This window comes from Halalkalicoccus sp. CG83 (assembly GCF_037081715.1).
Classification (GTDB): domain Archaea; phylum Halobacteriota; class Halobacteria; order Halobacteriales; family Halalkalicoccaceae; genus Halalkalicoccus; species Halalkalicoccus ordinarius.
Genome location: NZ_JAZDDH010000001.1, coordinates 1,215,641 through 1,240,140 on the forward strand (window position 1 = coordinate 1,215,641; position 24,500 = coordinate 1,240,140).

Annotated in this window: 26 protein-coding genes; 13 read left to right on the forward strand and 13 right to left on the reverse strand. The window is 68.2% G+C overall.

Going from position 1 to position 24,500, the window contains the following annotated elements:
• Positions 1–4 precede the first annotated feature (4 nt).
• Complete coding sequence (locus V0Z78_RS06315; RefSeq protein WP_336343781.1) at positions 5–496, reverse strand: HPP family protein; 492 nt, start codon at positions 494–496, stop codon at positions 5–7.
• A 98-nt stretch (positions 497–594) separates the two neighbouring features.
• Between V0Z78_RS06315 and V0Z78_RS06320 the strand changes: the two genes are divergently transcribed.
• On the forward strand, positions 595–1,017 hold the full coding sequence (locus V0Z78_RS06320) for a universal stress protein (protein WP_336343782.1): 423 nt from the start codon (positions 595–597) through the stop codon (positions 1,015–1,017).
• Between the two features lie 254 nt (positions 1,018–1,271).
• Here V0Z78_RS06320 and V0Z78_RS06325 read toward each other — a convergent pair whose 3' ends face one another.
• Positions 1,272–2,279: a hypothetical protein gene (locus V0Z78_RS06325; protein WP_336343783.1), complete on the reverse strand. Its 1,008-nt coding sequence runs from the start codon at positions 2,277–2,279 to the stop codon at positions 1,272–1,274.
• A gap of 96 nt (positions 2,280–2,375) precedes the next feature.
• Positions 2,376–3,416 carry a hypothetical protein gene (locus V0Z78_RS06330; protein WP_336343784.1) on the reverse strand — a complete coding sequence of 347 codons (1,041 nt, stop codon included), beginning with the start codon at positions 3,414–3,416 and terminating at the stop codon, positions 2,376–2,378.
• Positions 3,417–3,670: 254 nt separating this feature from the next.
• Between V0Z78_RS06330 and V0Z78_RS06335 the strand changes: the two genes are divergently transcribed.
• From V0Z78_RS06335 to V0Z78_RS06350, 4 genes are all read left to right on the forward strand, one after another.
• Positions 3,671–4,705, forward strand: a complete 1,035-nt coding sequence (locus tag V0Z78_RS06335; RefSeq protein WP_409338724.1) for a hypothetical protein — start codon at positions 3,671–3,673, stop codon at positions 4,703–4,705.
• A gap of 130 nt (positions 4,706–4,835) precedes the next feature.
• Positions 4,836–5,864 (forward strand): hypothetical protein, encoded by a 1,029-nt coding sequence (locus V0Z78_RS06340; RefSeq protein ID WP_336343786.1) that lies wholly within the window; start codon positions 4,836–4,838, stop codon positions 5,862–5,864.
• Between the two features lie 102 nt (positions 5,865–5,966).
• Positions 5,967–6,470, forward strand: a complete 504-nt coding sequence (locus tag V0Z78_RS06345) for an FxLYD domain-containing protein (RefSeq protein ID WP_336343787.1) — start codon at positions 5,967–5,969, stop codon at positions 6,468–6,470.
• Between the two features lie 216 nt (positions 6,471–6,686).
• Complete coding sequence (locus V0Z78_RS06350) at positions 6,687–8,219, forward strand: hypothetical protein (protein ID WP_336343788.1); 1,533 nt, start codon at positions 6,687–6,689, stop codon at positions 8,217–8,219.
• Positions 8,220–8,224: 5 nt separating this feature from the next.
• Here the strand turns inward: V0Z78_RS06350 and V0Z78_RS06355 are convergent, their stop codons facing one another.
• The gene (locus V0Z78_RS06355) at positions 8,225–9,265 is read right to left on the reverse strand and encodes a dipeptide epimerase (RefSeq protein WP_336343789.1); all 1,041 of its coding nucleotides are present in this window, start codon (positions 9,263–9,265) and stop codon (positions 8,225–8,227) included.
• Positions 9,262–10,275: a DUF1611 domain-containing protein gene (locus V0Z78_RS06360; RefSeq protein WP_336343790.1), complete on the reverse strand. Its 1,014-nt coding sequence runs from the start codon at positions 10,273–10,275 to the stop codon at positions 9,262–9,264. The genes V0Z78_RS06355 and V0Z78_RS06360 overlap by 4 nt, the downstream gene beginning before the upstream one ends.
• A 328-nt stretch (positions 10,276–10,603) precedes the next feature.
• Here V0Z78_RS06360 and V0Z78_RS06365 point away from each other — a divergent pair, with 328 nt between their 5' ends.
• Complete coding sequence (locus tag V0Z78_RS06365) at positions 10,604–10,981, forward strand: hypothetical protein (RefSeq protein WP_336343791.1); 378 nt, start codon at positions 10,604–10,606, stop codon at positions 10,979–10,981.
• A 736-nt stretch (positions 10,982–11,717) separates the two neighbouring features.
• Here the strand turns inward: V0Z78_RS06365 and V0Z78_RS06370 are convergent.
• Positions 11,718–12,602: a Vms1/Ankzf1 family peptidyl-tRNA hydrolase gene (locus tag V0Z78_RS06370; protein ID WP_336343792.1), complete on the reverse strand. Its 885-nt coding sequence runs from the start codon at positions 12,600–12,602 to the stop codon at positions 11,718–11,720.
• Positions 12,603–12,629: 27 nt separating this feature from the next.
• A complete protein-coding gene (locus V0Z78_RS06375) occupies positions 12,630–12,983 on the reverse strand; it encodes a DUF5802 family protein (protein WP_336343793.1) in 354 nt (117 codons plus the stop codon).
• A 112-nt stretch (positions 12,984–13,095) separates the two neighbouring features.
• Here V0Z78_RS06375 and V0Z78_RS06380 point away from each other — a divergent pair, with 112 nt between their 5' ends.
• Both V0Z78_RS06380 and V0Z78_RS06385 read left to right on the forward strand, forming a co-directional pair.
• Positions 13,096–13,722, forward strand: a complete 627-nt coding sequence (locus tag V0Z78_RS06380; protein ID WP_336343794.1) for a DUF1405 domain-containing protein — start codon at positions 13,096–13,098, stop codon at positions 13,720–13,722.
• Positions 13,723–13,772: 50 nt separating this feature from the next.
• Positions 13,773–14,432 (forward strand): ArsR/SmtB family transcription factor, encoded by a 660-nt coding sequence (locus V0Z78_RS06385; RefSeq protein WP_336343795.1) that lies wholly within the window; start codon positions 13,773–13,775, stop codon positions 14,430–14,432.
• Here V0Z78_RS06385 and V0Z78_RS06390 read toward each other — a convergent pair.
• Positions 14,429–14,887, reverse strand: coding sequence for a hypothetical protein (locus V0Z78_RS06390; RefSeq protein ID WP_336343796.1), 459 nt, complete (start codon positions 14,885–14,887; stop codon positions 14,429–14,431). The genes V0Z78_RS06385 and V0Z78_RS06390 overlap by 4 nt on opposite strands.
• Before the next feature lie 172 nt (positions 14,888–15,059).
• Between V0Z78_RS06390 and V0Z78_RS06395 the strand changes: the two genes are divergently transcribed.
• The 3 genes from V0Z78_RS06395 (at position 15,060) to V0Z78_RS06405 (ending at position 18,123) form a co-directional block, all read left to right on the forward strand.
• Positions 15,060–15,842 carry a YihY/virulence factor BrkB family protein gene (locus tag V0Z78_RS06395; RefSeq protein ID WP_336343797.1) on the forward strand — a complete coding sequence of 261 codons (783 nt, stop codon included), beginning with the start codon at positions 15,060–15,062 and terminating at the stop codon, positions 15,840–15,842.
• A gap of 134 nt (positions 15,843–15,976) precedes the next feature.
• Positions 15,977–17,224 carry a Glu-tRNA(Gln) amidotransferase subunit GatD gene (gatD, locus tag V0Z78_RS06400; protein WP_336343798.1) on the forward strand — a complete coding sequence of 416 codons (1,248 nt, stop codon included), beginning with the start codon at positions 15,977–15,979 and terminating at the stop codon, positions 17,222–17,224.
• Entirely contained in the window at positions 17,215–18,123 is a 909-nt protein-coding gene (locus V0Z78_RS06405) for a GNAT family N-acetyltransferase (protein WP_336343799.1), read from the forward strand. Before gatD ends, V0Z78_RS06405 begins: the two co-directional genes overlap by 10 nt.
• Here the strand turns inward: V0Z78_RS06405 and V0Z78_RS06410 are convergent.
• Complete coding sequence (locus V0Z78_RS06410; RefSeq protein WP_336343800.1) at positions 18,098–18,388, reverse strand: ubiquitin-like small modifier protein 1; 291 nt, start codon at positions 18,386–18,388, stop codon at positions 18,098–18,100. The two genes, V0Z78_RS06405 and V0Z78_RS06410, sit on opposite strands and share 26 nt — an antisense overlap.
• Before the next feature lie 148 nt (positions 18,389–18,536).
• Here V0Z78_RS06410 and V0Z78_RS06415 point away from each other — a divergent pair, with 148 nt between their 5' ends.
• The gene (locus tag V0Z78_RS06415; protein WP_336343801.1) at positions 18,537–18,779 is read left to right on the forward strand and encodes a TrmB family transcriptional regulator; all 243 of its coding nucleotides are present in this window, start codon (positions 18,537–18,539) and stop codon (positions 18,777–18,779) included.
• Between the two features lie 16 nt (positions 18,780–18,795).
• Here the strand turns inward: V0Z78_RS06415 and V0Z78_RS06420 are convergent, their stop codons facing one another.
• From V0Z78_RS06420 to V0Z78_RS06435, 4 genes are all read right to left on the reverse strand, one after another.
• Entirely contained in the window at positions 18,796–19,929 is a 1,134-nt protein-coding gene (locus V0Z78_RS06420; protein WP_336343802.1) for a potassium transporter TrkA, read from the reverse strand.
• Entirely contained in the window at positions 19,926–21,137 is a 1,212-nt protein-coding gene (locus tag V0Z78_RS06425) for a TrkA C-terminal domain-containing protein (RefSeq protein ID WP_336343803.1), read from the reverse strand. The genes V0Z78_RS06420 and V0Z78_RS06425 overlap by 4 nt, the downstream gene beginning before the upstream one ends.
• Before the next feature lie 89 nt (positions 21,138–21,226).
• Complete coding sequence (locus V0Z78_RS06430) at positions 21,227–22,342, reverse strand: glutamate-cysteine ligase family protein (RefSeq protein WP_336343804.1); 1,116 nt, start codon at positions 22,340–22,342, stop codon at positions 21,227–21,229.
• A gap of 303 nt (positions 22,343–22,645) precedes the next feature.
• Positions 22,646–23,125 carry a cation:proton antiporter regulatory subunit gene (locus V0Z78_RS06435; RefSeq protein WP_336343805.1) on the reverse strand — a complete coding sequence of 160 codons (480 nt, stop codon included), beginning with the start codon at positions 23,123–23,125 and terminating at the stop codon, positions 22,646–22,648.
• A 174-nt stretch (positions 23,126–23,299) separates the two neighbouring features.
• On the opposite strand from V0Z78_RS06435, the gene V0Z78_RS06440 reads away from it, so the two are divergent.
• Entirely contained in the window at positions 23,300–24,478 is a 1,179-nt protein-coding gene (locus tag V0Z78_RS06440; protein WP_409338725.1) for a cation:proton antiporter, read from the forward strand.
• Positions 24,479–24,500: the final 22 nt, after the last annotated feature.

Below are 24,500 nucleotides of genomic sequence, written 5' to 3' on the forward strand. Positions count from 1 at the left end.
CAGATCAGCTCACGAGCCGATCGAAGAGGACGAGCACGAGCTGGTGGACTTCGACGAGAACGACGACGCTGACGACGATGATCGCGACCTGTACCGGCGTCGAGAGCAGTCCGAGCGAGACGATGAGCGTCGTCGCACACGCCGGCGCGTGGTTCGTGTCCGTCGCGATCATTCCCCAGCTCGTCAGGACGATGGAGATGACGCCGCTCGCGGCCAGCCGGAGTCCGTCGGGCGAGAACGCACCCGGGGTCGTCGTGATCGTCACACCGTTCGCGAGGAGGAGGTAGGCCGCGAGTCCGACGACCCCACCGATGAGATGGCCGCCGACGATCCGATAGATCCGCGTGCGCTCGCCCCGGCGGTCGAACGCGAGGATGAACGCGGAGGGACCGAGGCTCGGGAAGACGAACGGCTGCCCGCTCGCCCAGGAGACGAGTCCGAGAACGGTGAAGAGAAACCCCGCATACAGGCTGGTTCCCACCCTCCGTCGTACCATACACGCTCTCGGCTCGTCCGCCCGTAAAGCCCTGTTCAATCCGGTCCGTCGGGACGAGCGGCCCAAACCTATTCCGACCTCGGGACGAACCAGCGGGCATGGACCAGCGGATCCTCGTGCCGTTCGACGGATCGGACTCGTCGAAGGCCGCGCTCGACCGCGCCCTAGAGGAGAACCCCGACGCCGAGACCACGGTGCTCAACGCCCTTGAGTCGACGGAACTGGCCTACGGCAGCGTCCAGGGTAGCGCGGCCGAGAGCCTGACCGACGCCCAGCGCGAGGAGGCCGAGGAGCTGTTCGAGCAGGCGGAGAAGCGGGCCGCCGCCTACGACGCGAGCGTGCGGACCGCGCTCGAGGTCGGCCCGCCGGGCGAAGTGATCGTCGAGTACGCGGAGGAACACGACATCGATCACATCATCATGGGCAGCCACGGCCGCTCGGGGCTCTCCCGCATCGTCGTCGGCAGCGTCGCGGAGACGGTCGTCCGGAACGCGCCGATCACGGTGACGATCGCCCGATAGACCGTCGCCGTCGATCGCCGGCCGTCCGCGAGAACCGACACGAACGCGCGTTCGTGTCGCCGGTTCGTCGGTGTCGGTACATCGCCGACTCGTCCGCGGCCCCCGAGGCGTCGGGGCCGATGGCCTTCAGCGCGATCGAACCGTACCGATCCCGTCGCGTCTCTACCGGCCGGAGCGCGGGCGTCGCCCGTCTCGGAACGTCGACGGACGGGTTAGTACGTGACTCGCCGGACTCCGAGGTCGCGTGCGTCGGCTCACTCGTCGAGATCCACGCGCGGGACGAACGGGCCGAAGTCGGCCGTGCGGCTCGTGATCGTCGCGATGCGAAGCGTGTAGACGAGGAGGACGACGAACGGGAGGAACACGAACGTCACCGCGGCACCGACGACGACCACGAGCGCAGGCTCTGCGATCGCCTCGATGATCCGGTCGTAGGTCATCATGAAGACGCCGCCGCCGAGCAGCGTCGGAAACCCGACGTACAGCAGGAGCTTCGAGAGGTACGCGAGCTCGTGTTGCATGTACAACGTCTTGAACGTCTGGCGGGCGACGGCCAGGTGGCCGAGCAGCTCGATGAGGTCGTCGAGTGCGTCGTGTGCCTCCTCGGAGAGTTCGTCGCCGTGATCCGCACGGATCGTGCGGGCGGCGTAGAGATGTGCGCCGTTGAAGTGTCCGAGAACCGACGACAGCGCGTTGAACGTTCCGAAATCAGCGCCTTCGAGCGCATCGTTCACCAGCTCCCCCTCGCTCTCGACCGCATCGACGAGGTTCTCGGTCAGGGAAACGAGCCGCGTGTCCTCGTTCGGATCGACCGTGGATCGGAACGCCCGGGCGCGGTCGACGACGGCGTCCACGATGACCTGAAGGAAGTCGGCCGGCGAGGCCGGACTGATACCGGAGCCGGTCACCGTCTCCACCTGCCGTCGGAACGAGACCATCCCCTCGAATCGATCCTGGAGGTCGTTCGGCCACCCCATCTCCTGGGAGAGCACGAGCTGGTTGATCGCGAGTACGATCGTGATGAACGGCAGGGTCCCGCCGACGATCGCCCCCACGAGCGTCGTCGCGGTCGCGGGATCGGTAACGGGGATGTAGCCGGCGAATCCGATCCCCGTACAGACGGAGAAGACGACGACCGAGAGCAACGTCGCGAGCGCGAACCGGTTCCCGTCCAGCAGAATCCAACGCTTGATCGGTGATTCACGCAGGCGTTCGTGGACGAGGTCGCTCTGGGGGACCTCCTCGTCGATGGCTTCGTCCATACACCGTCTATCGAACGCGGCGGGAAAAATGAGGCTGCCGTGGTTCGGAGGTCCGCCCGCCGATCGGAGCGGTAGTCCCGCGCTCCGGCGAGCCGCTCACTCCTCGCTTTCGCCGTAGGAGACGTCGAACGGCCCCTCCTCGGGATCCTTCTGGGGGAGCATCGGGCCGATCGAGGCCGTCCTGTGGGCCACCGTCGCCGTCCGGAGGATGTAGGCGGCGAGCAGCGCCAGCGGTGAAACGACGACCGTGATGAGCGCGACGGCGACGAACGGCAACAGGTCGGGAGCGAGCGAGGAGCCACTGATGTCGGCGTACACCAAGCCGAGCACTATCGCCGAGAGCACCGAGGGCACCCCGCAGTAGAGCGTCTGTCGGGAGAACTGGGTGAGTTCGCGCTGGAGATACGTCGTCTTGAACTGTTCCCGGGCGACGTCGAACAGCCGGAGCGCGTCGAGGAGGCGCTCGAAGGCCTCGCTCGTCTCCTCGGAGAACGAGTCCTCGTATCGGCCGTAGAGATGCCTGCCGGCGTAGATCTGCCAGGCGTCGTTGTAGTTGATCGCGGCCGAAACCGCGTTGAACGTGCCGAACTCCGTCTCCTTGAGGGTCTCGTGGATCCGTTGGGTACTGTCGTCGATGCCGGCGACGTACTGCGAGACGGCGTCCCGACAGTCCGCGTCGCGGTTATCGGAGACGCTCTCCTCGAGGTCGTCCGCGCGTTCGTGGATCGTCACGACGATCAGATCGATCAGTCTCGACGGCGAGGCGGGGCTGGCCGGCACCTTCGCGAGCGACTCTACGTCCTCACGAAAGTCCATCACGCCGTCCAGCTGGTCGCGGGCCTCGCCCGCCGAGCTGAACTCCTGCGAGAGGATCATCTGGTTGATCGAGACCACCAGCGTGACGAGCGAGAACGTCCCGGCGATCATCCCGCTGGCGACGCGCGTGACCGAGTTGGCGTTCTGGAACGCGATGACGTCGAACGCGTTCAGCCCGAGCAGGAGAACGGACACGGCCGCCGTGAGCAGGGCCGCGACGAGCAGCCGGTTGCCGTCGACGATCACCCATTCGAAGACACCGGTCGACGACTTCTGACCCATGTCGGCGCCGTACGACTCCAGCTCCTCGTCATCGGACATAAAAGGCGCTACAGCGGGCAGGCGGAAAAAAGACGGCGTTGCGCGTTCGTCCGACACGGCGTTCGGAAGCGCAACCCCTACCTCGATCCAGCGGCTGCCGTCTACATGGATAGCGTTCAGCTCCGACCGTGGAACCGCGTGCCGGCTCGCGGCTTCGCGGCGGGTCGACGCCACGGTAGAGGGATCGCTTCGCCGGCGGGTCGTCCGCATCACGCTCGTCCCCACCGCCTCATCTCGACGCCGGTGGGACGGTGATCGAACCGGATCCGACCGGCTCGACGCTCCAACGCCTCCGGGCGTTCGATCTCGGGCAGTGGACGCTCATGCGGCTCAACCGCTGGGTACTCACGGGTGTGATCCTCGTCGTCGTCTTCGCGGGCCTCGTCGGCGGAGCCCGGCTCGGCCTCGATCCGTTCCGGGCGCTGGTCGCGAGCCACGACACGATGTGGTGGATCTTCTCGAACTTCATCGGCGCCATCATCACGGGCGTCACGTTGGTCGTGACGCTCAACCAGCTCGTGCTCTCCCAGGAGCTGGGTGCGGTCGGCGAACAACGAAGCCGGATGAGCGCGTCGATGGACTTCCGACAGACCGTCGAGGACACCATCGACCTCGACGTCAGCCCGCCCGAGCCTGCCTCGTTCATGAAGATGCTCGTCGAACGGTCCCGCGCGCAAGCCGAGGAGCTGCGGAACGTCATGGAGGACGAGCGCGACGAGGAGCTCAAGGAGAAGGTCGACGACTACGTCGACGACCTCACCGACAACGCCGACACCGTCAGCGAGAAGCTCGACGGCGCGCAGTTCGGGACGTTCGACGTGATCTGGGCGATCTTCCGGTTCAACTACTCCTGGAAGATCTTCAGCGCCCGCCAGATAAGAAACCAGCACAGGGACTCCTTCTCCGAGGAGGCCGACCAGAAGTTCGAGGACATGATCGACGTCCTGAAGCTGTTCGGCCCGGCGCGCGAGCACTTCAAGACGCTCTACTTCCAGTGGGAGCTCGTCAACCTCTCTCGCGCGCTGCTGTACATCTCGGTGCCCGCGCTGATCATCGTGGGGCTGGTGCTGATGTACCTCGGGCCGAACGCGATGCCCGGGACGTTCCTCGGGATCGATCACCTCGTCTGGGTGGCCGCGGCGGCCTACACGGTCGGCGTCGCCCCGTTCGTCGTCCTGCTCGCCTACATCCTGCGGATCGGCACGGTCGCCAAACGGACGCTCGCGATGGGGCCGTTCATCCTCCGGGAGAACGAGCGCGAGGACGACATCGAGTGGTCCGAGACCTGATCGACCGGATCAGTTGACCGGATCGTAGCCGGTGAGCGCGCCGGCGAGCGACGGGAGGCGCGCTCGATCCCTCGCATCGGGCGGGATCGCGTATCCGCACCCTTTTCCGGGCCTCCTCCCTCCCTCAGTCATGAGTAGCAGCCCCGACGATACGATGAGCAAGCGAGCGGAGGGGAGCGGCCTTCGGCTGTGGGTGTTGATGCGGATGAACCGGTACGCCCTCGCGGGGCTGATCATGCTGTGGATGTTCGTCGCGATCGTGTTGCTCAGCTTCGTCGGGATGAGCCCGTTTCAGGTGCTCGTCCTCCAGGACCCCGACGCCATCCAGACGCTCTTCAGTTCGATGGTCGGGCCGATCATCACGGGCGTGACGCTGGTCGCGACGATCGGCCAGCTGGTGCTCTCCCAGGAGCTGGGCGCGGTCGGCGAACAGCGCGAACGGATGGACGATGCCATGGATTTCCGCCATGACCTCGAGTCCCGAACCGACATGGGGGTCAGCCCTCCCGAGCCGGCGGCGTTCTTGCGCGAGCTCGTCGCGGGGGTCGAGGACTACGCCGAACGGCTTCGTGACGAGATGGAGGACGAACGCGACGAGGAGCTCAAAGAGCGGGTCAACGAGTACGTCGACGCCCTCGACGACCACGCGGAGACCGTCCGAGAGGAGATCGAGAACACCCAGTTCGGGACGTTCGACGTGATCTGGACCGCACTCGACTTCAACTACTCCTGGAAGATCTTCCAGGCGCGACAGATCCGCGACGATCACGCCGACTCGCTGTCCGAGGAGGCCGACCAGGCGCTCGACGACATGATAGTGATGCTGAAGTTCTTCGGACCGGCGCGCGAGCACTTCAAGACGCTCTACTTCCAGTGGGAGCTGATCAACCTCTCGCGTTCGCTGTTGTACGCCGGCCCGCCGGCGCTCGTGGTCGTCGTCGGAATGCTCATCTACCTCGATCCCACCGCGATCGTCGGCTCGATCCTCGGCGTCCAGAACCTCGTGTGGCTGGTGAGCGGGGCGTTCGTGCTCGCCCTCGCCCCGTTCGTGTTGCTGATCAGTTACGTCCTGCGGATCGCGACGGTCGCCCAGCGCACGCTCGCGATGGGGCCGTTCATCCTCCGGGAGTCGAGCCGGGACGCGGACAGCGACGTCTGATCCTCGGCGACCGGGCGTCGCCGGCGTCACACTGAAAGCGATAGGGCGTCGAATGATCGACGTGATGACCAGCGCAGTCGCCAACCACGGAGGCCTGCCGCGATGACCGAGAACGTCCACCCGACCCGCCGCCGGTTTCTCGCGCTGACCGGAGCGGGGGCCACGACCGCGCTCGTGGGCTGTACCGGCAGCAGCGGCAGCGGGAGCAGCCCGGGGTACCGGAACGGCGAGGTCGACGTCCCGAGCGACGCGACCCCACGCAACGCCGAGGAGACGGCGGCCGCCCAGGCCGCCGCGGGGACCCAGGCGAACCAGAACGTCTCGGCGATGGACGACCTCGAGATCGCTGACCACGCCTTCGCCTACGAGGACGGCTACACCGGTTCGACCGTGCAAGGCGTGATCGAGAACACCGGAAACGATCGGATGGACACCGTCGAGGTCCGCGTGCGCGTCTACAACAGCGACGACCAGCAACTCGGCCGCTACGTCGCCAGCACCGGCGACCTCGGCGGTGGCTCGTCGTGGAGCTTCCAGGTGATCCTCCTCGAGTCACCCGCCGACATCGCGAGCTACGACGTCGCGGTGCTGGGCCTTCCCGCCTGATCGTCGTGGCTCGGGAGCGCGCCGCCCGACCGTCGATCGGATCGCCGGCCGTCGTCGACCGGAACGCTTGCCGACACCGGTAGGATAAGAACGCCGAGGGAGACAGGACACGCATGAACGTCCGACCGATCGACGACCGAGATCCCGCCGACCGTCCGACGCACCACGAGCGGACGACGGGCGGGCCCGGGTTTCCGGGCCCGGAGCGCTGAGACGATGGACGACGACTCCGAACTGGTCGAACTGGTTCGCCGAACGCTCGCCGAGACGACCAGACGCGAGTTCGACGAACGCGTCGAGACGCAGGCGGCGCGCCTCCGCGAACGAATCGAATCGGGCGCGTTCGACAACCGCGACTTCGCGGTCGGGCTCGAACTCGAGGCGTACGTCACCGACCGCCAGGGGAGGCTGGCGAACGCCCCGGAACGTCTCTTCGAGATCGATGGCTGTGCGGGGGAGCTCGGGCGCCACAACGTCGAGGTCAACACCCCGCCGAACGTCCTCGACGGCATGGGGCTCGACTCGCAACTGCGAGCGCTTCGGGACCGGGTCGACGCGGCACACGAGACGACGCGGGCCGAGGAGCGGACGCTCGTCCTCGACGCGATGTGGACGATTCCGCCGGAGGAGGGGACGACGGCGTACCTCTCGGCCACCGAGGAGCACGACGGAGTGCGCATCGCGGCGAACATGAAACCGGCGGTCCGGTACTACGCGCTCGACAACGCCATCCTCGGAGAGCGCGGAGGAACCGTCGACGTCGATCTTCCCGGCGCGAGCGGCTCGTTCCCCTCGATCCTCGTCGAGTCGCTCACCAGCTCGATGCAGCCACACGTCCAGATCCCGAGCGCCGAACGGTTTCCCGCCCACTACAACGCCGCGATCCGGACGATGGGACCGGTTCTCGCGCTCGCGACCAACTCGCCGTTCGCCCCGGCCGATCGCTATCCGGACTGTGACGGCGAGGAGGCGCGTGCGCTGGTCGAGCGAACGTACCACGAGCTCCGGATCCCGGTCTTCGAGGGGTCGATCAACGTCGCCGACGAGGGGAAGGTCCGATTCCCGGGCGACGTCGCGTCGGCGGCCGACGTCGTCGACCGGATCGCCGCCGATCGAACGCAGGCACCGTTCCTCCGGGAGTGGGCCGAGGAGAGCGACGACGCGTACATGGATCGGTTCGCCGAGTTCGAGCACAAGCGCAGCACCTACTGGCGATGGCTCAGGGGGGTCGTCGGCGGCCGTCCGATCGACGCCGACAACGACGAGCGCTCGCTGCGGATCGAGTACCGCCCGCTCCCGACCCAACCGAGCGTCGAGGACACCGTCCGCCTGCAGGCGCTGACGGCCGGCCTGATCCGAGGGCTGGTCGCGACCGACCACCCGCTCGCGGAGCTCGGCTGGGAGGCGACGAAGGCGGGGTTCTACGACGTCGTCCGGGAGGGGCTCGACGCAGAGTTGGTCTGGCTGACCGCCGACGGCGAGCGAACCAGGGATCCGGAGACGGTCTACGAGGAGCTCTTCGAACTCGCCCGTGCCGGCCTGCGCGAGTCCGGCGTCCCCGAGGAACGTGTCGAACGCCATCTCGATCCCGTCGAGCGACGCTTCGAGGAGCGAACGACCCCGAGTCGCTGGAAGAAGGCACGAGTTCGCGAGCGGATCGACGACGGCGCGACCCTCCCCGAAGCGATCCGGGGGATGCAACGCGAGTACATGGAGCGCGCTGGACGGCCGTTCGAGGAGTGGGGATGAACGGCTTATCCATCCGCGTGCGCGCCCGTCCCTGATCGTGAGCGCTCCGCGAGGTCGATCCGGCCGCCGGGCATCGCGATTCCCTCGTAGGGATCGTCGGCGAGCAGCAACGAGCCGTCGAGGTCCGCGTAGTCAAGCAGCGGCGCGAGATGGCACGCCGCCGCGATCGAGGCGTTCGACTCGGTCATGCAGCCGAGCATCGTCTCGAGGCCGTGTGCGCGGGCGGTCTCGAGCATCCGCCGAGCCTCGCGGAGCGAGCCACACTTCATCAGCTTCACGTTCGCGATGTCGGCGATCTCGGCCACTCGGGGGACGTCGGCGAGCGTCACGCAGGACTCGTCGGCGGCGATCGGCAGCGCCGAGCGTTCGCGGACGAAGCGCATCCCCTCGGGGTTCTCCGCGGGAACGGGCTGTTCGACGAACTCGATTCCGTACTCCGCGAGTGCTTCGATCTTCCCGACCGCCTCGCGGGGGCTCCAGGCCTCGTTCGCGTCGACCCTAATGGTGGCCTCCGGTGTCTCCGCCCTGACGGCCTCGATGATCTCCTCGTCGCGCTCCGTCCCCAGCTTCACCTTCAGCGTCCCGTAGCCGCGCTCTCGCGCGGTGGCGGTCTTCTCGCGCATCTCCTCGGTGTCGGCGATCCCGATGGTGTAGGACGTCTCGAGCGTCCGCTCGGGGTCGAACCCCCAGTAGCGATACAGCGGAAGCTCCAGGCGTTTCGTGACGAGGTCGTGCAGCGCGATCGAGACCGCACACCGCGCGGCGGGGTTTCGCTCGACCGTCCCGCGCATCCGGCGTTCGATCCGCTCTAAGGAATGGGGATCGCCGACCTCCTCGACCACCGCGAGCAGCGACGGGAGCACCGCCTCGACCGTCTCGACGGTCTCGCCGTAGTGTGCGGAGGGTGCCGCCCCGCCGATCCCGACGTGCTCGCCGTCGTCGACCCGGACGATCACGTTCTCGGCGGTCTCGGTCGTTCCGCGCGCGATGGTGAACGGGAACTCGAGCGGAAGCGAGACGCGCTCGAAGTCCGTCTCGAGCGTCACAACACGCCCTCGAGGATCTCGTCGGCGTCGAACCGGACGGGGTCGGTCGCCGGCACGCCCAGGTCGTCGGCGTACTGCGAGACGGCGTCGCGGGCAGCGGGCTCCTCGTAGATCTCCCTCGTGTTCAGCGCGCCCGCCGCGACGCCGGCCTCGTTGACCGGTGCGGCCAGGCCCTCGTAGAGGTCGACGTAGCTCTCGATCGGCGGGATCGAGAACTCCTCGTAACCGTGGATCTCCTCGCGGCCCGCGGCGTGACAGAGCACCAGCGAGTCGGGCATCGCGCCGTGGAGGATGCCGCAGGTCACGGCGGAGTAGGCGGGGTGGACGATCGACCCCTGACCCTCGACGAACAGGTAGTCGTGTTCGTCGCCCTTCTCGACGATCATCTCCTCGACCGCGCCAGCCGTGAAGTCGCTGATCACGCGATCGATCGGGTTGCCCCAGCCCTCGATCATGATTCCCGTCTGGCCTGTCGGGATCACGGCCGAGTCGATCCCGCGCTCCTCGGCGGCTCGCTGGAGTTCGAACGAGACGGTCATCTTCCCGACCGAACAGTCGGTCCCCACCGTCAGAACGACCTCGGCGTCGACCTCCCTCGCCACGCCCCGGCTCACCGCCAGGTCCTCATCGGGCTTGCGGACGTCCCACAGCTCGCAGTCGTTCTCCTCGGCGAGTTCGACGAACTCGGGATCGTCCTCGAGGAAGTAGTGTAGCCCCGAGATGACGTCACAGCCTCGCGAGAGGGCGTTCTCGACGTCCGCGCGCCAGCTCTCGTCGAGGCCGCCGCCGATGGGAGCGATCCCGATCAACAGCGCGTCGGCTTCCTCGACGTCCGCCATCCCCTCGACGATGGGGGCGTCGGGGACGTCGGGGACGTGTTCGGCGACGCGATCGCCGGCCCGATCGCGATCGAGCACGGCCGTCACGTCGTAGTCGCCGTAGCGCAGCACGCCGACGGCGGTCTTCGCGCGGTCCGGGAACTTCTCGTGGGCGAGGATGGCGACCTGCATGTCCGGAGGAATGGAGAAGACGGGTGTTAACGCTTTAGATCAGCGCCTGACGATCGCCCGGTTCGCCTCGCGGCGGGTCATCGGTCGCGCCGCATCGACGAGCTCCCCTTCGGGCCCTTCGCGCGACCCGATGTTTCGACCACGGCCCTCGAAACCCCCCGAATCCCCTCTTCCGAGACCGGGCTTCGCGACCACGACGACCCGCCGATAATCAATTGAAAACCCACAGATATCATACAAAAGGGTTTTTGCTATCTATCACGCCATCCTCACGTACGCCTGCTTCACCTCTCGAGAGCGCGAGAAACGCGGCGTGCGTAGGGCCGTCGTGAGAATCGGAACGGAAGTCGAGTACTGGGTCGTCGACCGCGAGGGCCGCCTCGCGCCGGACGACGAGGTCGTCGACACTCACGAGTGCGTCGTTCCGGAGTTCGTCGACTCGCTCGTCGAGATCGTCCTTCCACCCGTGACAACGCCTGCGGCGCTCGAACGCACGTTCGAGGAGGTTCTGACGGCCGCACTCGACGCCGCGAGCGCGGCCGGAGTACGTCTCGTCCCGCTTGGAACGCCGCTGCTCGAGGAGTCGGCGCCGATCCGTTCGGAGCGCGGACGGATCCTCGAACGGCTTCACGGCGACCGGCTGCGGTTCGCGAAGAACTGTGCGGGGACGCACGTCCACTTCGATCGGACGGATCCGATCGCCTAGGCGAACCTCCTGACCGCGCTCGATCCGGCGCTCGCGCTCGTCGCGACGGCCCCCTACTACGACGGGCGACGAACCATGACGTCCGCGCGTGCTGCGGCCTACCGCCGCGGCATGAGCGAGCGTTTCCGCCGGTTCCGTGAACTGCGACCCTACGTCCGAAGCCACGAGAAACGAGAGACGCGCTACCGCGAGCGACTCGAGGCGTTCGTGGGGCTCGCGGTCGAGACGGGAATCGATCCCGTGCTCGTCGCAGCGCAGTTCCGACCCGAGAACGTCTGTCACGGCCCGATCCGAATCCGGGACGACCTCGGAACCGTCGAGTGGCGCGCCCCCGACACCGCGCTACCGAGCGAGGTGGTCCGCCTCGCGTTCGACGTCGCCGGGGTCCTCGAGGAGTGTCTCACGAAGCCCGTCGTCGTCGGCAGCGACGTCGGCGTCCACCTCGACAGGATCGTCGTCCCGCCGTTCGAACTGCTCTCGTCGCTCTCGGACGAGGCCATCGACGAGGGACTCACGCCGCGTGTGGGGGAGTACCTGGCGGCGTTCGGGTTCGACGTCTCCGCGTACTCGCCGCTTACCGAGCGGTTTCCGACCGACGACCCCCTCCCCGAACCGGAAGTACGACGGCTCCGCCTCGCGGCCGCCGACGCGCTCGAGCGCGACGTCGCCGCGCTCGCCGCGAGGTCGACGTCCCCCCGAGACGGCGAAACGGCGAGGGGCCGGACCGCACCCGCGATCAGACCTGATACAGTCGAGTGGTCCAGAACTCGTGGAACGCCCGATCGAGCGCCGCCGCGGGCTTACCGGTCGCGTCGATCGGACGGGTTTCGATCGCCTCCTCCGCGAACCCCTTCAACAGCGTGCGCTGACCGACCACGATCAGCCGGTCGGCTCCTCGATCGGTGATCGCCTCCTCGCAGCGCTCGAGGTGTTCGTCGATCTGGGCGTCGCGCCTGCGCTCGAAACGCCCCTGCGAGAACCCGCCCTTCGAGTGATCGCCCTTGACGTCGCTCTCGAAGGTCGTCAGCGAGCGCCGCTCGCGGCCCTCGTACTCGCCCAGCGCGAACAGGTCCGAGCGTACCAGCGCGAACGCGAACTCGCCCTCGGGGACGAACCACCCTCGCTCGAGTTCGACGGCGTCGCTCCAGATCACGAACGGCTCCGGACGGATCGGCGGGACGAGCGCGCTACTCAGCAGGCCGGCGTCGTCGCGGGCGACGAGACAGGGGGCGGCCCGCGCGAGGAGCGCGGCGTGCTCGCCGAACGCCTCGGCCACCGCGTCCGGGAGTTCCTCCTCGACCATCGCCGTGAGGGTTCCCTCCTCCGCGGTTCGGAGGCTCCCGAGGCGGCGGAGCACTTCGCGGGTCCGCTCGCCCCGTAGGCTCTCTACGCCGCGGAACGCCGGTTCGGCCTCCTCGTCCGTGCGTTCGAGTCGCCCCTCGAGGTCGGCGATCCGGTCCTCGAGGCGGTTGACCCGCTCGTCGGCCGCCTGTCGGTCGCGCACCGCCTCACGACGACGCTCGCGCTCGCCCTCGAGACGGCCCTCGAGTCGCTCGCGCTCCTCCTCGAGTTCGTCGATCCGCGCCCTCAGCCCGCTCCGGCCGAGCAGGTCGTCGAACATGCCCGAACCGGCGTCGGGCTGGTGCTTTTATCTTCCGGCAGCCTGCGTCGAAAAGATGCCGAGCAGCTGTCCGGCCTTCTCCGCCTTCGCGAGCAGCACCTCCCGCGGGGCTGGCAGCGAGTCGACGTCTCGCTTCGTGATCCGCGAACGGGGAAGCACGAGCGTGTTCTCCGGCAGGCCGTCCTCGCCGTGGACGGCGAAGTGCTGCTGGTCGACCTTCATCACGAGGGGGTGATCGAGCCGCTCTACACCGTCGCCCGTGGCGTAGAGCTGTTCGTTCACCAGTTCGTGTTGGTCGCGGCGCATGGCTGCGTGCTCGCCGTCGTGCGGTTCGACGAGGAGACGCCCCACGTAGTAGCTCCGGGAGAACGGTTCGAACATGCTATTCGTTACCACGTTTGTCGTGGCCAGATATAACTATTTCGCAACATGTTTATGTGGGACCGCAACCCGAGCGGTACGCCTATACGAGTGGGGACCGCCACCACGCACGATGATCGGCCGACGGCACGCGCGCTACTATCTCGAGAACGCGCCCAGCCTCGTCTGGCTCGTAGCCCTCAACGCCGCCGCCATGCTCGTCGGGGTTCGCTTCTACGTCGAGACGATGCCCGGGGTGTTCACCTTCCTCTGGCCCCTCTACGCCGACTCGCCGACGGCACTGTTCCTGGTGACGCTCTCGCTGGCGACGCTGTTCGCGAACCTCGGCCGCCCGCTCGAGGAGGTCGCACACAACCGCGTGCTCGCCTACCTCCACACCCTGGCGTTCGTCTGGCTCGTCAAGTACGGACTCTGGACGGTCGTCGCGCTGCATCTCGGCTTCTGGCAGTACTTCCCCTCGCTCAACGACTACTGGTTCATCGTCCTCACGCATCTCGCGTTCGTACTGGAGGCCTACCTCATTCCGCACTACGGCCGGACGACCCCCGGCGCGCTCGTGCTCGCGCTCGTCCTCCTGCTCGCGAACGACCTCTACGACTACGGCTTCGGCTACCACCCGCCGCTGGAGTACGATCCCGGACTGACGCTGGCGCTCGCGACCGTCGCGCTCTCGGTCGCGTCGGTGGCGCTCGCCGCCCGGGCGTTCGATCGGCTCGGGCCGGCGGGCGCAAGCGACTGAGCGTCGATCGGAGACACCCTTTTCAGTACCCATCGCCAACGGGCGACTAGATGGACTCAGCGGCGCTGCTCGATCTCCTGGGCAACGAGAACCGCAGACGGATCCTGCGGCTGCTCTCGCAGAAGCCCTGTTACGTCACGGAGATCTCCGACTACCTCGGCGTCAGCCCCAAGGCGGTGATCGACCACCTCCGAAAGCTCGAGAAGGCGGGGCTCGTCGAGAGCCGGACCGACGAGAAGCGCCGCAAGTACTTCCACATCGCCCGGCACCTCCGCCTCGAGGTCAACGTCTCTCCCTATGGCTTCGCCTCGAAGAGCGCCTACCCCACCAGCTCGGGCCTCGACATGTCCAGTTCCTGTCGGCATCTCTCGATCAACGTCACCTGCCAGGACGACGCCGACGTCTGTGAGCTGGCTGGCGAGCTACGGAAGCTCGAGGAGCTCGAGAACGAGCTCTCGCTCGCCCAGCGGCGCGTTCAGGGCCGCATCGGCGAGATCCACGAGCGGATCAGCGACACGATCGGCGACCCCGAGAACAGCCGGCTGTACGCCGCGGTGCTCTCGGCGATCGACAGCGGGGCGGCGGACCTCGAGACGATCGCCGAGGAGGCGCGGGTCCCCGAACCCGTCGCCGAGGACGCGCTCTCGATCCTCGCCGACCACGGCGTCGTCCGCCGGGCCGACGACGGCTGGGCGCTCGATCCCGCCTAGAGCTCGCGGGTGAGCCCGTCGCGCAGGTCCGAACCGAGATATCCTCCAAGGACGCCGACCGCGAGACCGATCGCCGTGCCCACCGCGACGATCGGCAGGCCGACGCCGACGAGCGTCCAGACGAGGTAGTCGAACAGCGTGCTCGCGCCCAGCACCGCCGCGCCCGCGATGCCGGTCTCCGCGATCGGCCGCCGTTCGCTGGCGAGGCCTACGAGGAACGTCCCGACGAGCACGCCGACGAGGCCGCCCGCGATCGGTACGGTCGCTCCCCCGGCGAGCAGGCCGACCGTCGAGAGCGCGAGCGCGAGCAGGAACCGCGCCGGCGAGAAGAGCGCCCCGGCACGCTCGTGAAGCCTCGAATCCGCGTCCGATCCGGGCTCCTCGAGGCCGATATCGTGTTCGATTCCGCTCGTCCGGGAGCGGGTTCGCGTGAGCTGATCGTCGCGCTCGGCCATGGTCGATCTGGGTCTCCGAGCGCCAAGGTCCTTTCCCCCCGCGCCCGTGCGTCCGGGTCGAATCCCGGTGGGCGTCGATCGGTCTCTCCGTATCGCGGACGGGACGTCCGGTACTACCGGGGAGCGACGAAGTCGATATATGCGTTCTGTTCGTTGCAATCATACGATCGATATGGCTCGCTTGTCCGACGCCCTCGAATTCGTCATGACCGTCGCCCGGGCAGCGGACGAGCACGACATCAAATACCCCGCGGCCACGTTCGCGTACTACGCGTTCGTTTCGTTCGTTCCGCTGCTCCTGCTCGTCCTCGTGATCGTCGGTGAGCGGTTCGCCGGTCGGGTCTACACTGCAGCACCTCGATTTCTCACGCCCGACGCCCAACGATTGGTCTACGAGGCGACGACGAACGCTTCGGGGCGGATCGGCGTAGCGGTGCTCGCGACCGTAGTGCTCGTCTGGAGCGGCGTGAACGTCGCCCTCGACTTCCAGACGGTGTTCGAGCGGATCGAGGGTACGGACGAGGATCGCCCCGCCGACCGGCTTCGTAACGGCGGTATCGCCCTCGGATCGCTCTGCTTGGCGATCCTCTCGATCGTCCTGATCAGCATCCTCTTCAGCCTGCCATCGTTCGGCCCGCTCGTCGCGATCACCGCCTCGATCGTCCTGTTCGGCGCGCTCGCGGCGGCGTTCCTCCCGCTCTACTACGCCCCCTCACGGCTGTTGACCTCACCCTCGGCGGCGCTACCCGGCGCGCTCACCGCCGCGTTCGGATGGACGGTCCTGCACGGCGTCGTTCTGTTCTTCGCCAGGAACGCGGGCCGGTACGCGATTTACGGCGTCCTCAGCGGAATTCTCGTCATCCTCACGACCCTCTATATCGCCGCCTTCGTGCTCATGACGGGCATCATCGTCAACGCGATCCTCGCGGACGCCGAGGTCGAGCGTTCGTCGTAGAATCGGATTCCGGCGGAGTCCCCGGTCGCCCGTTCCGCCGTCCGGCCGCCGATACGACCCGCGAGGTTCGGCCTCGGAACCCGGCGGATCGAGCTACCGTCGGGTTGAAGTCGGCCCGCCGGATACCCGGGTGCATGAACGCGAACGCTGGCGACCGCGTCCGCGCCGAGCGCGCGGATCGACGCTACGAGGGCGTGGTGCTGCCCTCCTCGACGCCCGAGCACCTCGTGTTGAAGCTCGACGGCGGCTACAACGTGGGCATCGACCGCGAGGCGGCGACGGTCGAACGGCTCGAGGCCGACGTCCACGAGATCGGCGAGGAGAGCGAGAGCGAGGAGAGCGAGGTCGAGTTCGACGACGACCTCCCCACGATCGCGCTGATCAGTACGGGAGGAACGATCGCCTCCACCGTCGACTACCGTACGGGCGCGGTCACGGCTCGGTTCGACGCCGAGGACGTCCTCAGAGCGGTGCCGGACCTCGCAGGGCTCGCGAACTACCGCGGGCGCGTGGTGGCGAACATCCTCTCGGAGAACATGACCCCCGACGTCTGGCGCGACCTCGCTCGGGCGGTGTACGAGGAGATCGAGTCCGGCGCCGACGGCGTCGTCGTGATGCACGGCACCGACACGATGCAGTTCAGCGCCTCGGCGCTGGCGTTCATGCTCGAGACGCCCGTCCCGGTGGTCTTCACGGGCAGCCAGCGCTCCGCGGACCGGCCCTCCTCGGACAACGTGATGAACGCCGTCTGTGCGGTCGAGGCCGCGAAGGGCGACGTCGCGGAGGTGCTCGTCTGCATGCACGCCACGGAAAGCGACGACCGGTGTGCGCTCCATCGCGGGACACGGGTTCGAAAAAACCACACCTCGCGTCGGAGCGCCTTCGAGACGGTCGGCGCGCGCCCGCTCGGCGAGGTCGACTACGCCACTCGCGAGGTCACGGTCCGGCGCGAGCACGCCGAGCGGGACGAGCGACAGCTCTCGCTCTCGCCCGATCTCGAGCCCGACGTCGGACTCCTGAAGTACACCCCCGGGATGGGGCCGGAGGCGCTCGCGGTCTACGAGGGAAGTGCGGGCCTCGTGATCGAGGGCACGGGACTGGGCCACGTCCACACCGACTGGATCCCGCGGATCGCCGAACTGGTCGAGTCGGGGACGCCGGTGGTGATGACCAGCCAGTGTCTCGAGGGGCGGGTCTGCGATCGGGTCTACGACACCGGTCGCGACCTGCTCGAGGCGGGCGTCGTCGAGGCGGGTAATACCCTGCCTGGAACGGCGAAGGTGAAGCTGATGTGGGTACTCGCGAACGCCGACGACCCCGAGGGGGCGATGCACGAGTCGATCGCGGGCGAGCTCACCGATCGCTCGGTGCCATGGATCTGACGCTCCGCGAGGCCCGCCCCGAGGATCACGAGGCCGTCACGGCGTTCACCCGCGAGACCTGGCCCGATCGGGAGATGGGTGACTACCTGCCGGACGTCTACCCCGAGTGGATCGAGGGCGAGGGGAAGTACACGCCCCTCGTCGAGATAGACGGCGACCTCGCGGGGATCGCCCAGTGTGTGTCCCTCTCCGAGCGCGAGGCGTGGTGTCAGGGGATGCGCGTCGCTCCCGACTACCGCGGCGAGGGGGTCGCCCGCCGGCTCACGCGCGCGCTGTTCGAGTGGGCGCGCGAGCGTGGCGCGCTCGTCGCGCGCAACATGGTGTTCTCGTGGAACACGCCCAGTTTGAGTCTCTCGCGGACGGTCGGGTTCGATCCGGCGGCCGAGTTTCGGTGGGCACGTCCCGAGCCCGACCCCGATGCCGAACCCGACCTCGCGGTCACCGACGACCCGGACACCACCTGGCAGGCGTGGACCGCGAGCGACGCCCGCGGCCATCTGGAGGGACTCGCGCTCGATCTCGACGAGTCGTGGGCGCTCTCGGAGCTCTCTCTAGGGGATCTCCGACGGGCGGCCGACGAGACGAGCGTCTTCGCCGTCCGCGGCGACGGGCTCCGGGCGATGAGCTATCGGGCACGCGACTACGAGCGCGACGGGGAGAACGGAACCGAGCGCTGGGCGGTCTACGGCGTCGGCGCCTGGGACGACCTCCCGGCTGGCCGCGCGCTGTTCGACGCGATCCGGCGGGACGCCGCGGCGATCGGCGCGGATCGGACGCGGGTGTTGATCCCCGAGACTCCCCGGTTCGTCACGGACGCGGCCGTCGCCCGGACGGGTGTCTCGGAGGAGCCCGATTTCGTCTTCGCCGCGGACCTCACCGCCGATCGGACCCGCCGCTGACCGGAGGGAACAGCGCGAGCTCGTCGCCCTCCTCGAGTTCGGTCCCGAGACCTTCCTCCTGCGTGAAGACGTTTCTCCCGTTTCTGAGCAGGTTGACGTGCTCCTCGAGGTCGCCCTGCTCGTCGAGGACGCGCTCCTCCAGCGCCGGCCGTGTCGCGAGGAGCGCCTCGAGCGCGTCGCCGACGGTGTCTCCCGGCCCGGCGTCGACGGCGATACGTTTCCCGTCGGCCAGCTCCGCCAGGTCGGCGAACAGCTTCCACTCCATACCCGCCCTGGACGCCCGGACCGAATGAGCGTTCCGCCTCGAGGGTCCGTGGCGCGGTACCACGCTACATTATGCGATTATATACCATACCTATTATATTCTCTATATACCCATTAGGCTTATACAGGTCGCTGGAGTCGGTTGAGACATGAGCACATCAGAACTCACATTCGAGCAAACGTCCGCTGCCGAACGCACCCTGCCCGACGAGATCGACTCGACCGGATCGAAGCTGGTCTACCTCTACCTCCACACCACCGACGAGGCGACGATCGACGAGCTTCAGAGCTCGCTCCGCATGAGGCAGCTCGCGCTGTTCCCCTACCTCGAGACGCTGACGAACGAGGGCCTCGTCGAGCGCGACGGCGAGCGGTACGTCTGCTGCGCCTGAACGGTTCCGTCCTCTTCTACACGGCTTCGGTACTGGCCCTCGACTCGAGCCGTCGAAGTGCTTCCGGTCGTCCGATCACGTGGATCGTCTCCCCCGCCGCGAGCGACCGCGTCGGCGCGGGGAGCGCCTCCAGATCGCCATCGGCCGTGCGGATCGCGGCGACCGTTGCTCCGATCGATCCGACGTCGCGTCCGACGAGCACGCTTCCGGCCTGCACGGTACTGATCCCGACCGTCTCGTCGGCTGTGCGAAGCAGCGTCGCGAACGTCCGGTCGGGGCGTCGGGCGGCCGAGCGCGTCACGATCCGGTACGGGCGCTCTCGATCGAGTCCGGCGTCGTCCTCCCTGACTGCAACGGTCGCCACGCCCTCCGTCACGCCGCGGAGCTCGCCCCTCGCGACGCGTTCGGGGGGGTCGTCGATCCAGAGCTCCACGGCGTCGCCCGGGCTCGCCTCCGGCGCCGGATCGGCCCGCAGCGCGACCGCCACGTGTCCCGGCGGGAGCGTCGGCCCCACGCCCGCCGCCCGACGCCCGAGCGCCAGGTACTCGACGCGCCCGTCGGCGGAGAGGTCGACGTCAACGCGGCCGACGTCGTAGTCCTCCCGCAGCCGCGCGGCCAGACGCTCCTCGAGTTCGGCGACCGTCAGCCCGCGCGGGAAGAGCATGGTCGTGCCGGCGAGCGACTCGCGGAGCTCCTCGCGGACGGGGTCGTAGCCCTCGACGTCGTTGATGGTCACGGGGAGTTCGAGGGCGATCACGCGTCCGACGGCGCGGACGAGCGGGCTTACATCTCCCTCGACCGAACGCGAACCCGCGAGCACGCTCGATTCGCGCGCGAGCCGATCGCCGAGGTACCGGCCACCCCCGGCGGCCACGCCGGCGACGACGAACGTCGTGACGGTCACCAGCGCCGCGCTCGCGTCGAACGGGTCGGTCGCGGGGTCCAGGTACTGGCGCAGCGCGACGAGCGTGTTCAGCCACGCCGCGACCGCCGACAGCCCGATCAGGACCGCGAGCCGCCTCGGGATCCGATCGCGGGCGTACCACCGGTAGCCGACGGCCGCCCCCGCTGCGACCGCCCCCGAGAGCGCCGCAGGACCGAGAATCCGGGCCGCGTCCACGACGAGTTCGGCGAGCGCGACGTCGGTCACGCAACCACCTCCTCGAACGTTCGAAGCGCCTTCACGGGTCCCGCGACCAGCAGTTCGTCGCCCGCCGCGAGCGCCACGTCGCCCCGAGGGGCGATCCGCCACCCGTCCGCATGGCGTACCCCGAGCAGGGCGACGCCGTGGCGCTCGCGTGTCTCCCGATCCTCGAGGGCCGTGCCGGCGAGCCCCGCGGAGCCGACCTGGAGCGACGCGAACCGGACGCCCGCCCGCCCGAGCAGCGCCACGAGGTCGAACTCCCGGCGCGTCCCTCGGGGGTACGCCGTCAGCCGCGGCTGGGTCGACTCGAGCACGTCCGCGACCGCGCCCGACGGAACGGTGACCGTCACGCGGCCCTCGCCGCCGGCCGCGACCGCCGCACGCCGCTCAGGCTCCTCCTTTTCGGCCGTGTCGTCCGTCGCGTCCGACTCGCTCGCCTCCGCGTGTCCTTCCGTCCCCTCGGTCACGCTGAGCACCGTCGCCTCGACCGTTCGTTCGGGCAGCGAGATCCGCACTCGATCGCCGCGGGCGAGCCCCGTCGGGACGAGCGTCTCGATCGAGACGCCCCGTTTCCCCTCGGGGACGCGCCGCGAGAGCCCGCCGGGGGCGGGGGCGGCCGCGACCGTCGCCATCCCCTCGTCGTCGATCGAGACGGTGACGTCCGCGAGGTCGTACTCGCGGCGCAGGCGCGTCGCGAGCCGGCTCTCGAGCGCCGGAATCGGGAGGTCGGCCGGAAACGTCCACGCGTCGGCCCGCAGTCGTCGCCGGACGTCGTCGGGGAGCGACGGGTAGCCCTCGACGTCGCCGATGGGTGCGCGGATCCGTACCCGGACCTGCCCGAACCGGCCGACGCGCTCGACGACGTCGCGCGGGAGGGTGTGATCGCGGAGCGTTCCGAGCGTCAGCCGTCGGGGAAACTCCGCGCCCATCTCATCGCCCTGATCGTGCGCCCAGAGACAGCCCATCATCACGACCAGCAGCGCGACGACGCTGACCCACGTCTCGGCGACGGCGGGATCGAGCAGTCCCATCAGCCCGCCGGAGATGCCCGCGAGCGCGGTCCCGAGGACGACCACCGCCAGCCCCGGCACGGTGACGCCGGTGACGTATCGAAAGGAGAAGCCGAGCGCCCACGAGACGAGCGCCGGGAGCACGCCGGTCAGCACGCCGAGGTAGACGCCCAGAAGCAGTTGTACCGGCAGCGATTCGGCCATGGGAACGGGTTTCGATCCTCACCTATAGCCGTACCGGCTCCGATTCGACCCCGGACGCCGTAGAACGGCCGCGTAGCGCGAGCGACGCGTCAGATCGTCGCGTTCGGCTTCGCGGTTCTCGTCGTGCGACGACCGGCGATCGAGAGGCGTTCGACGTCGCGTTCGAGCCGCCTCGCGTATCGGAGCCGGAGCCGACGGGCGGTCCGCGGCGAGACCTCCGAGCGGCCGTCGATCTCCGGGCCGATCGGCCGATACCGCGACGGGGTGAGCCCCATCCGCTCGAGGTAGCCGGTCACCTCGGGCGACTCCAGTCCCTGGGCCATCGCCCGATCGACGTATCGCTCGAGCGTCTCGAACTCCGGCAGCGTGATGCCGTCGGCGCCGACGCCGATCTCCCCGTCGTCGATCGAGACCGGCGCCTCTCCCGTCGCTCGGACGATCGGCGTCATCTCCGAGACGAGCCGGAGGATCTCGCTGGGGAGCGCGGCGTCGGGCGAGCGCCACTCCACCGTCGGGAACGACTGTCGCAGTCGGACGGGCGTCCACACCGTATCGTCGGGCTCGAACAGCGTCTCGACCCGCTCCTCGGAGACGCCGCCCTCGGCCGCCAACCGTTTGAAGGCCTCGAACCGCCCGTCGAGCCATCGTTCGCGCTCCTCGACGCTCTCGGCGTACCCGCTGAGCTGGCCGTGCTCCGGGTGGTCCGCGTAGCAGGTCTTCCTGTAGACGTACGGACGGGCGCACGCGCCGACCCGCTCGCCCCGATAGTACGGCGAGCTGTTGAGCAGCGCGAACGCCGGATCGAGCGCCGTGAGCGCGTTCACCTGTCCGACGGCGTTCTCCCGTTCGAAGTGGACGTGTGTCCCCGCACAGTGTTTCGCGTGGTCGAACGACTCGCCCAGCACCCGTCGCTGGATCTGCGTTCGCTCGTCGGACCGGTACTCGATCGCCTCGTCCGAGAGCGGCGTCCCGAGCGGGACGAGATGCTTACCTCGCGCCCGCGTTGCTCCGATGGTCGATCGTAGCCGCTCGACGAACTCGTTTCGGAGCTCCTCTACCGTCCGACAGGGCGTGGTCTTGATCTCGAAGAGGGGTTTGACGAACTCCCCTTCTACGTGTTCTGAGAGGTCGACGAGATCGCCGGCGGGCGTGAGTTTCCCCTCCCCGTCGACGACCCAGTACTCGACCTCGATGCTGGTTTTCATTGTGGTCAGTGTTTCGAACGCACGTTGGTTCCCACACGGTCCACCGGGTCAGCCTCGGATGACTGACGTACCCATCGTTTGCCCCGATCGAGCCATCCCCCTTTGCCTTGCAGACGCAGGGTACTAAGAACCCCTTATGGATCCATTAGAACGGATTCGTGGCGAAAAACGGCGTTCAGTCCGGCGATTAGTGATCACCGAGGACGGCGTACGGATCGGTCGATGAGGGACGTGTTAGTCAGTAGCTAGACCGGTCGGACGTCCCTCTCACCGAACGGTCCTTCGGGGCGGCGGAAGTGTTGCTCAGCCGAGCAGCTCCTCGAATTCGGCCTGGTTCTCGCGGGTGCCGACGGTGACGAGGGTGTCCTCCTCCTGCATTCGGAAGTCCGCCTCCGGGCTCGCGATGCACTCCTCGCCACGCTCGACGGCCATGACGGTGACGCCGGTTCGCTCACGGATGTTCGCCTCCTCGAGCGTCGCGTCGACGAACGGGTCGTCCGTTCCGAGGGTGTACCACTCGATGATGACGTCGTCGCCCAGTAGCGTCTCCGGGTTCTCGGTCCTGACGGGCTGGAAGTACGCTCCCTCGAGGATCGAGCCGACGACGCGTGACTCCTGGTCTGTGAGGTCGAGCAGTTCCTCGCTGTCGGCGTCGGGGCTCTCCCGGTAGAACAGTTCGCGCCGACCGCTGTTGTGGATGACGACCACCGCCACGCCGCCCTCCTGAAGGGTCACCTCGAACCGTTTGCCGACGCCGGGAAGGTCCGTTTCCGAGACGTCCATACCCCCCGTTTCGCCGTCCCACGCTTAAACGTTGAGCCCTCGTGATGGCTCGAGGATGGAAAGGCTATTCCCCCGCCTCTCACATCGGTCAGATATGCATCGCAGGCCCACCGAGCCTCGCCCGAGGAGCCGCCGGCCGTGGCCGTAGAGAACCACCTCCTCGACGTGGGGATCATGTTCGCCGCGGTCGCCGCCGCGGGCGTGCTGGCCGACCGGCTCGACCAGTCGGTCATCCCCTTCTACATCGTCATCGGCATGCTGCTCGGTCCGCACGTTCTCGGGGCGGCCGGCCTCCCGTTCGTCGAGGAGACCACGTTCGTCGAAGTGGGCGCGGAGCTCGGGATCGTCTTCCTCCTCTTCTTCCTCGGTCTGGAGTTCAACCTCGATCGGCTGATCGAGAACCGCGAACGCATCACCCACGCGGGCACGATCGACCTCGGGATCAACTTCGGCGCGGGGCTCATCCTCGGCTACGTCGTCTTCGGCGCGCTCCTGCCGGCGCTGTTGATCGCCGGGATCGTCTACATCTCCTCATCGGCGATCATCACCAAGTCGCTGATCGATCTGGGCTGGATCGCCAACCGCGAGAGCGATCCCATGCTGGGGACGCTCGTCTATGAGGACCTCTTCATCGCCGTCTACCTCGCGGTCGTCTCCGCGCTCGTCCTCGGCGGGGGCGACGTGATCGAGGCGGTCCGGTCGGTGGGGCTCGCGCTCGGGTTCATCCTCGTGCTCCTCCTGCTGGTCTCCTTCGGCACCGCCTGGTTCGAACGCGCGCTCCACACCCAGTCAAACGAGTTCTTCGTCCTCCGGACGATCGGGATCACCGTCCTCGTCGCCGGAGCGGCGCTGGCCGCCGGCGTCAGCGAGGCCGTCGCCGCCTTCTTCATCGGGATGGCGTTCAGCTCCACGGAGTACGTCGACGAGCTCGAACACAACCTCGAGGCGATCCGCGACACCTTCGCCGCCGTCTTCTTCTTCTGGATCGGGCTGGTCACCGATCCGCTGCTGTTTCCGGCGGTCGCCGGCCTGGTCGTGCTCGCGGTGATCGTCACCACGCCCACGAAGCTCGCGAGCGGCTTCCTCGGCGGGCGGGTCTACGACCTCGACGAACGCCGTTCGATCCGCGTCGGACTGGGGATGGTCACCCGCGGGGAGTTCTCGCTGATCATCGCGACCGTCGCCGCCGGCGGTGCGGGCGTGACGATCCCCGAGGCGACCGCGAGCACCATCCAGGCGTTCGCGGTGGGCTACGTCCTCGTGATGAGCATCCTCGGGACGACCCTGATGCGCTACTCCGGCGTGTTCGAGAAGCGCGTCGTCACCCGGCTGGTGGACGAGTCCGGGGCGTGAGCCACGGGTTCTCCCGCTCGAA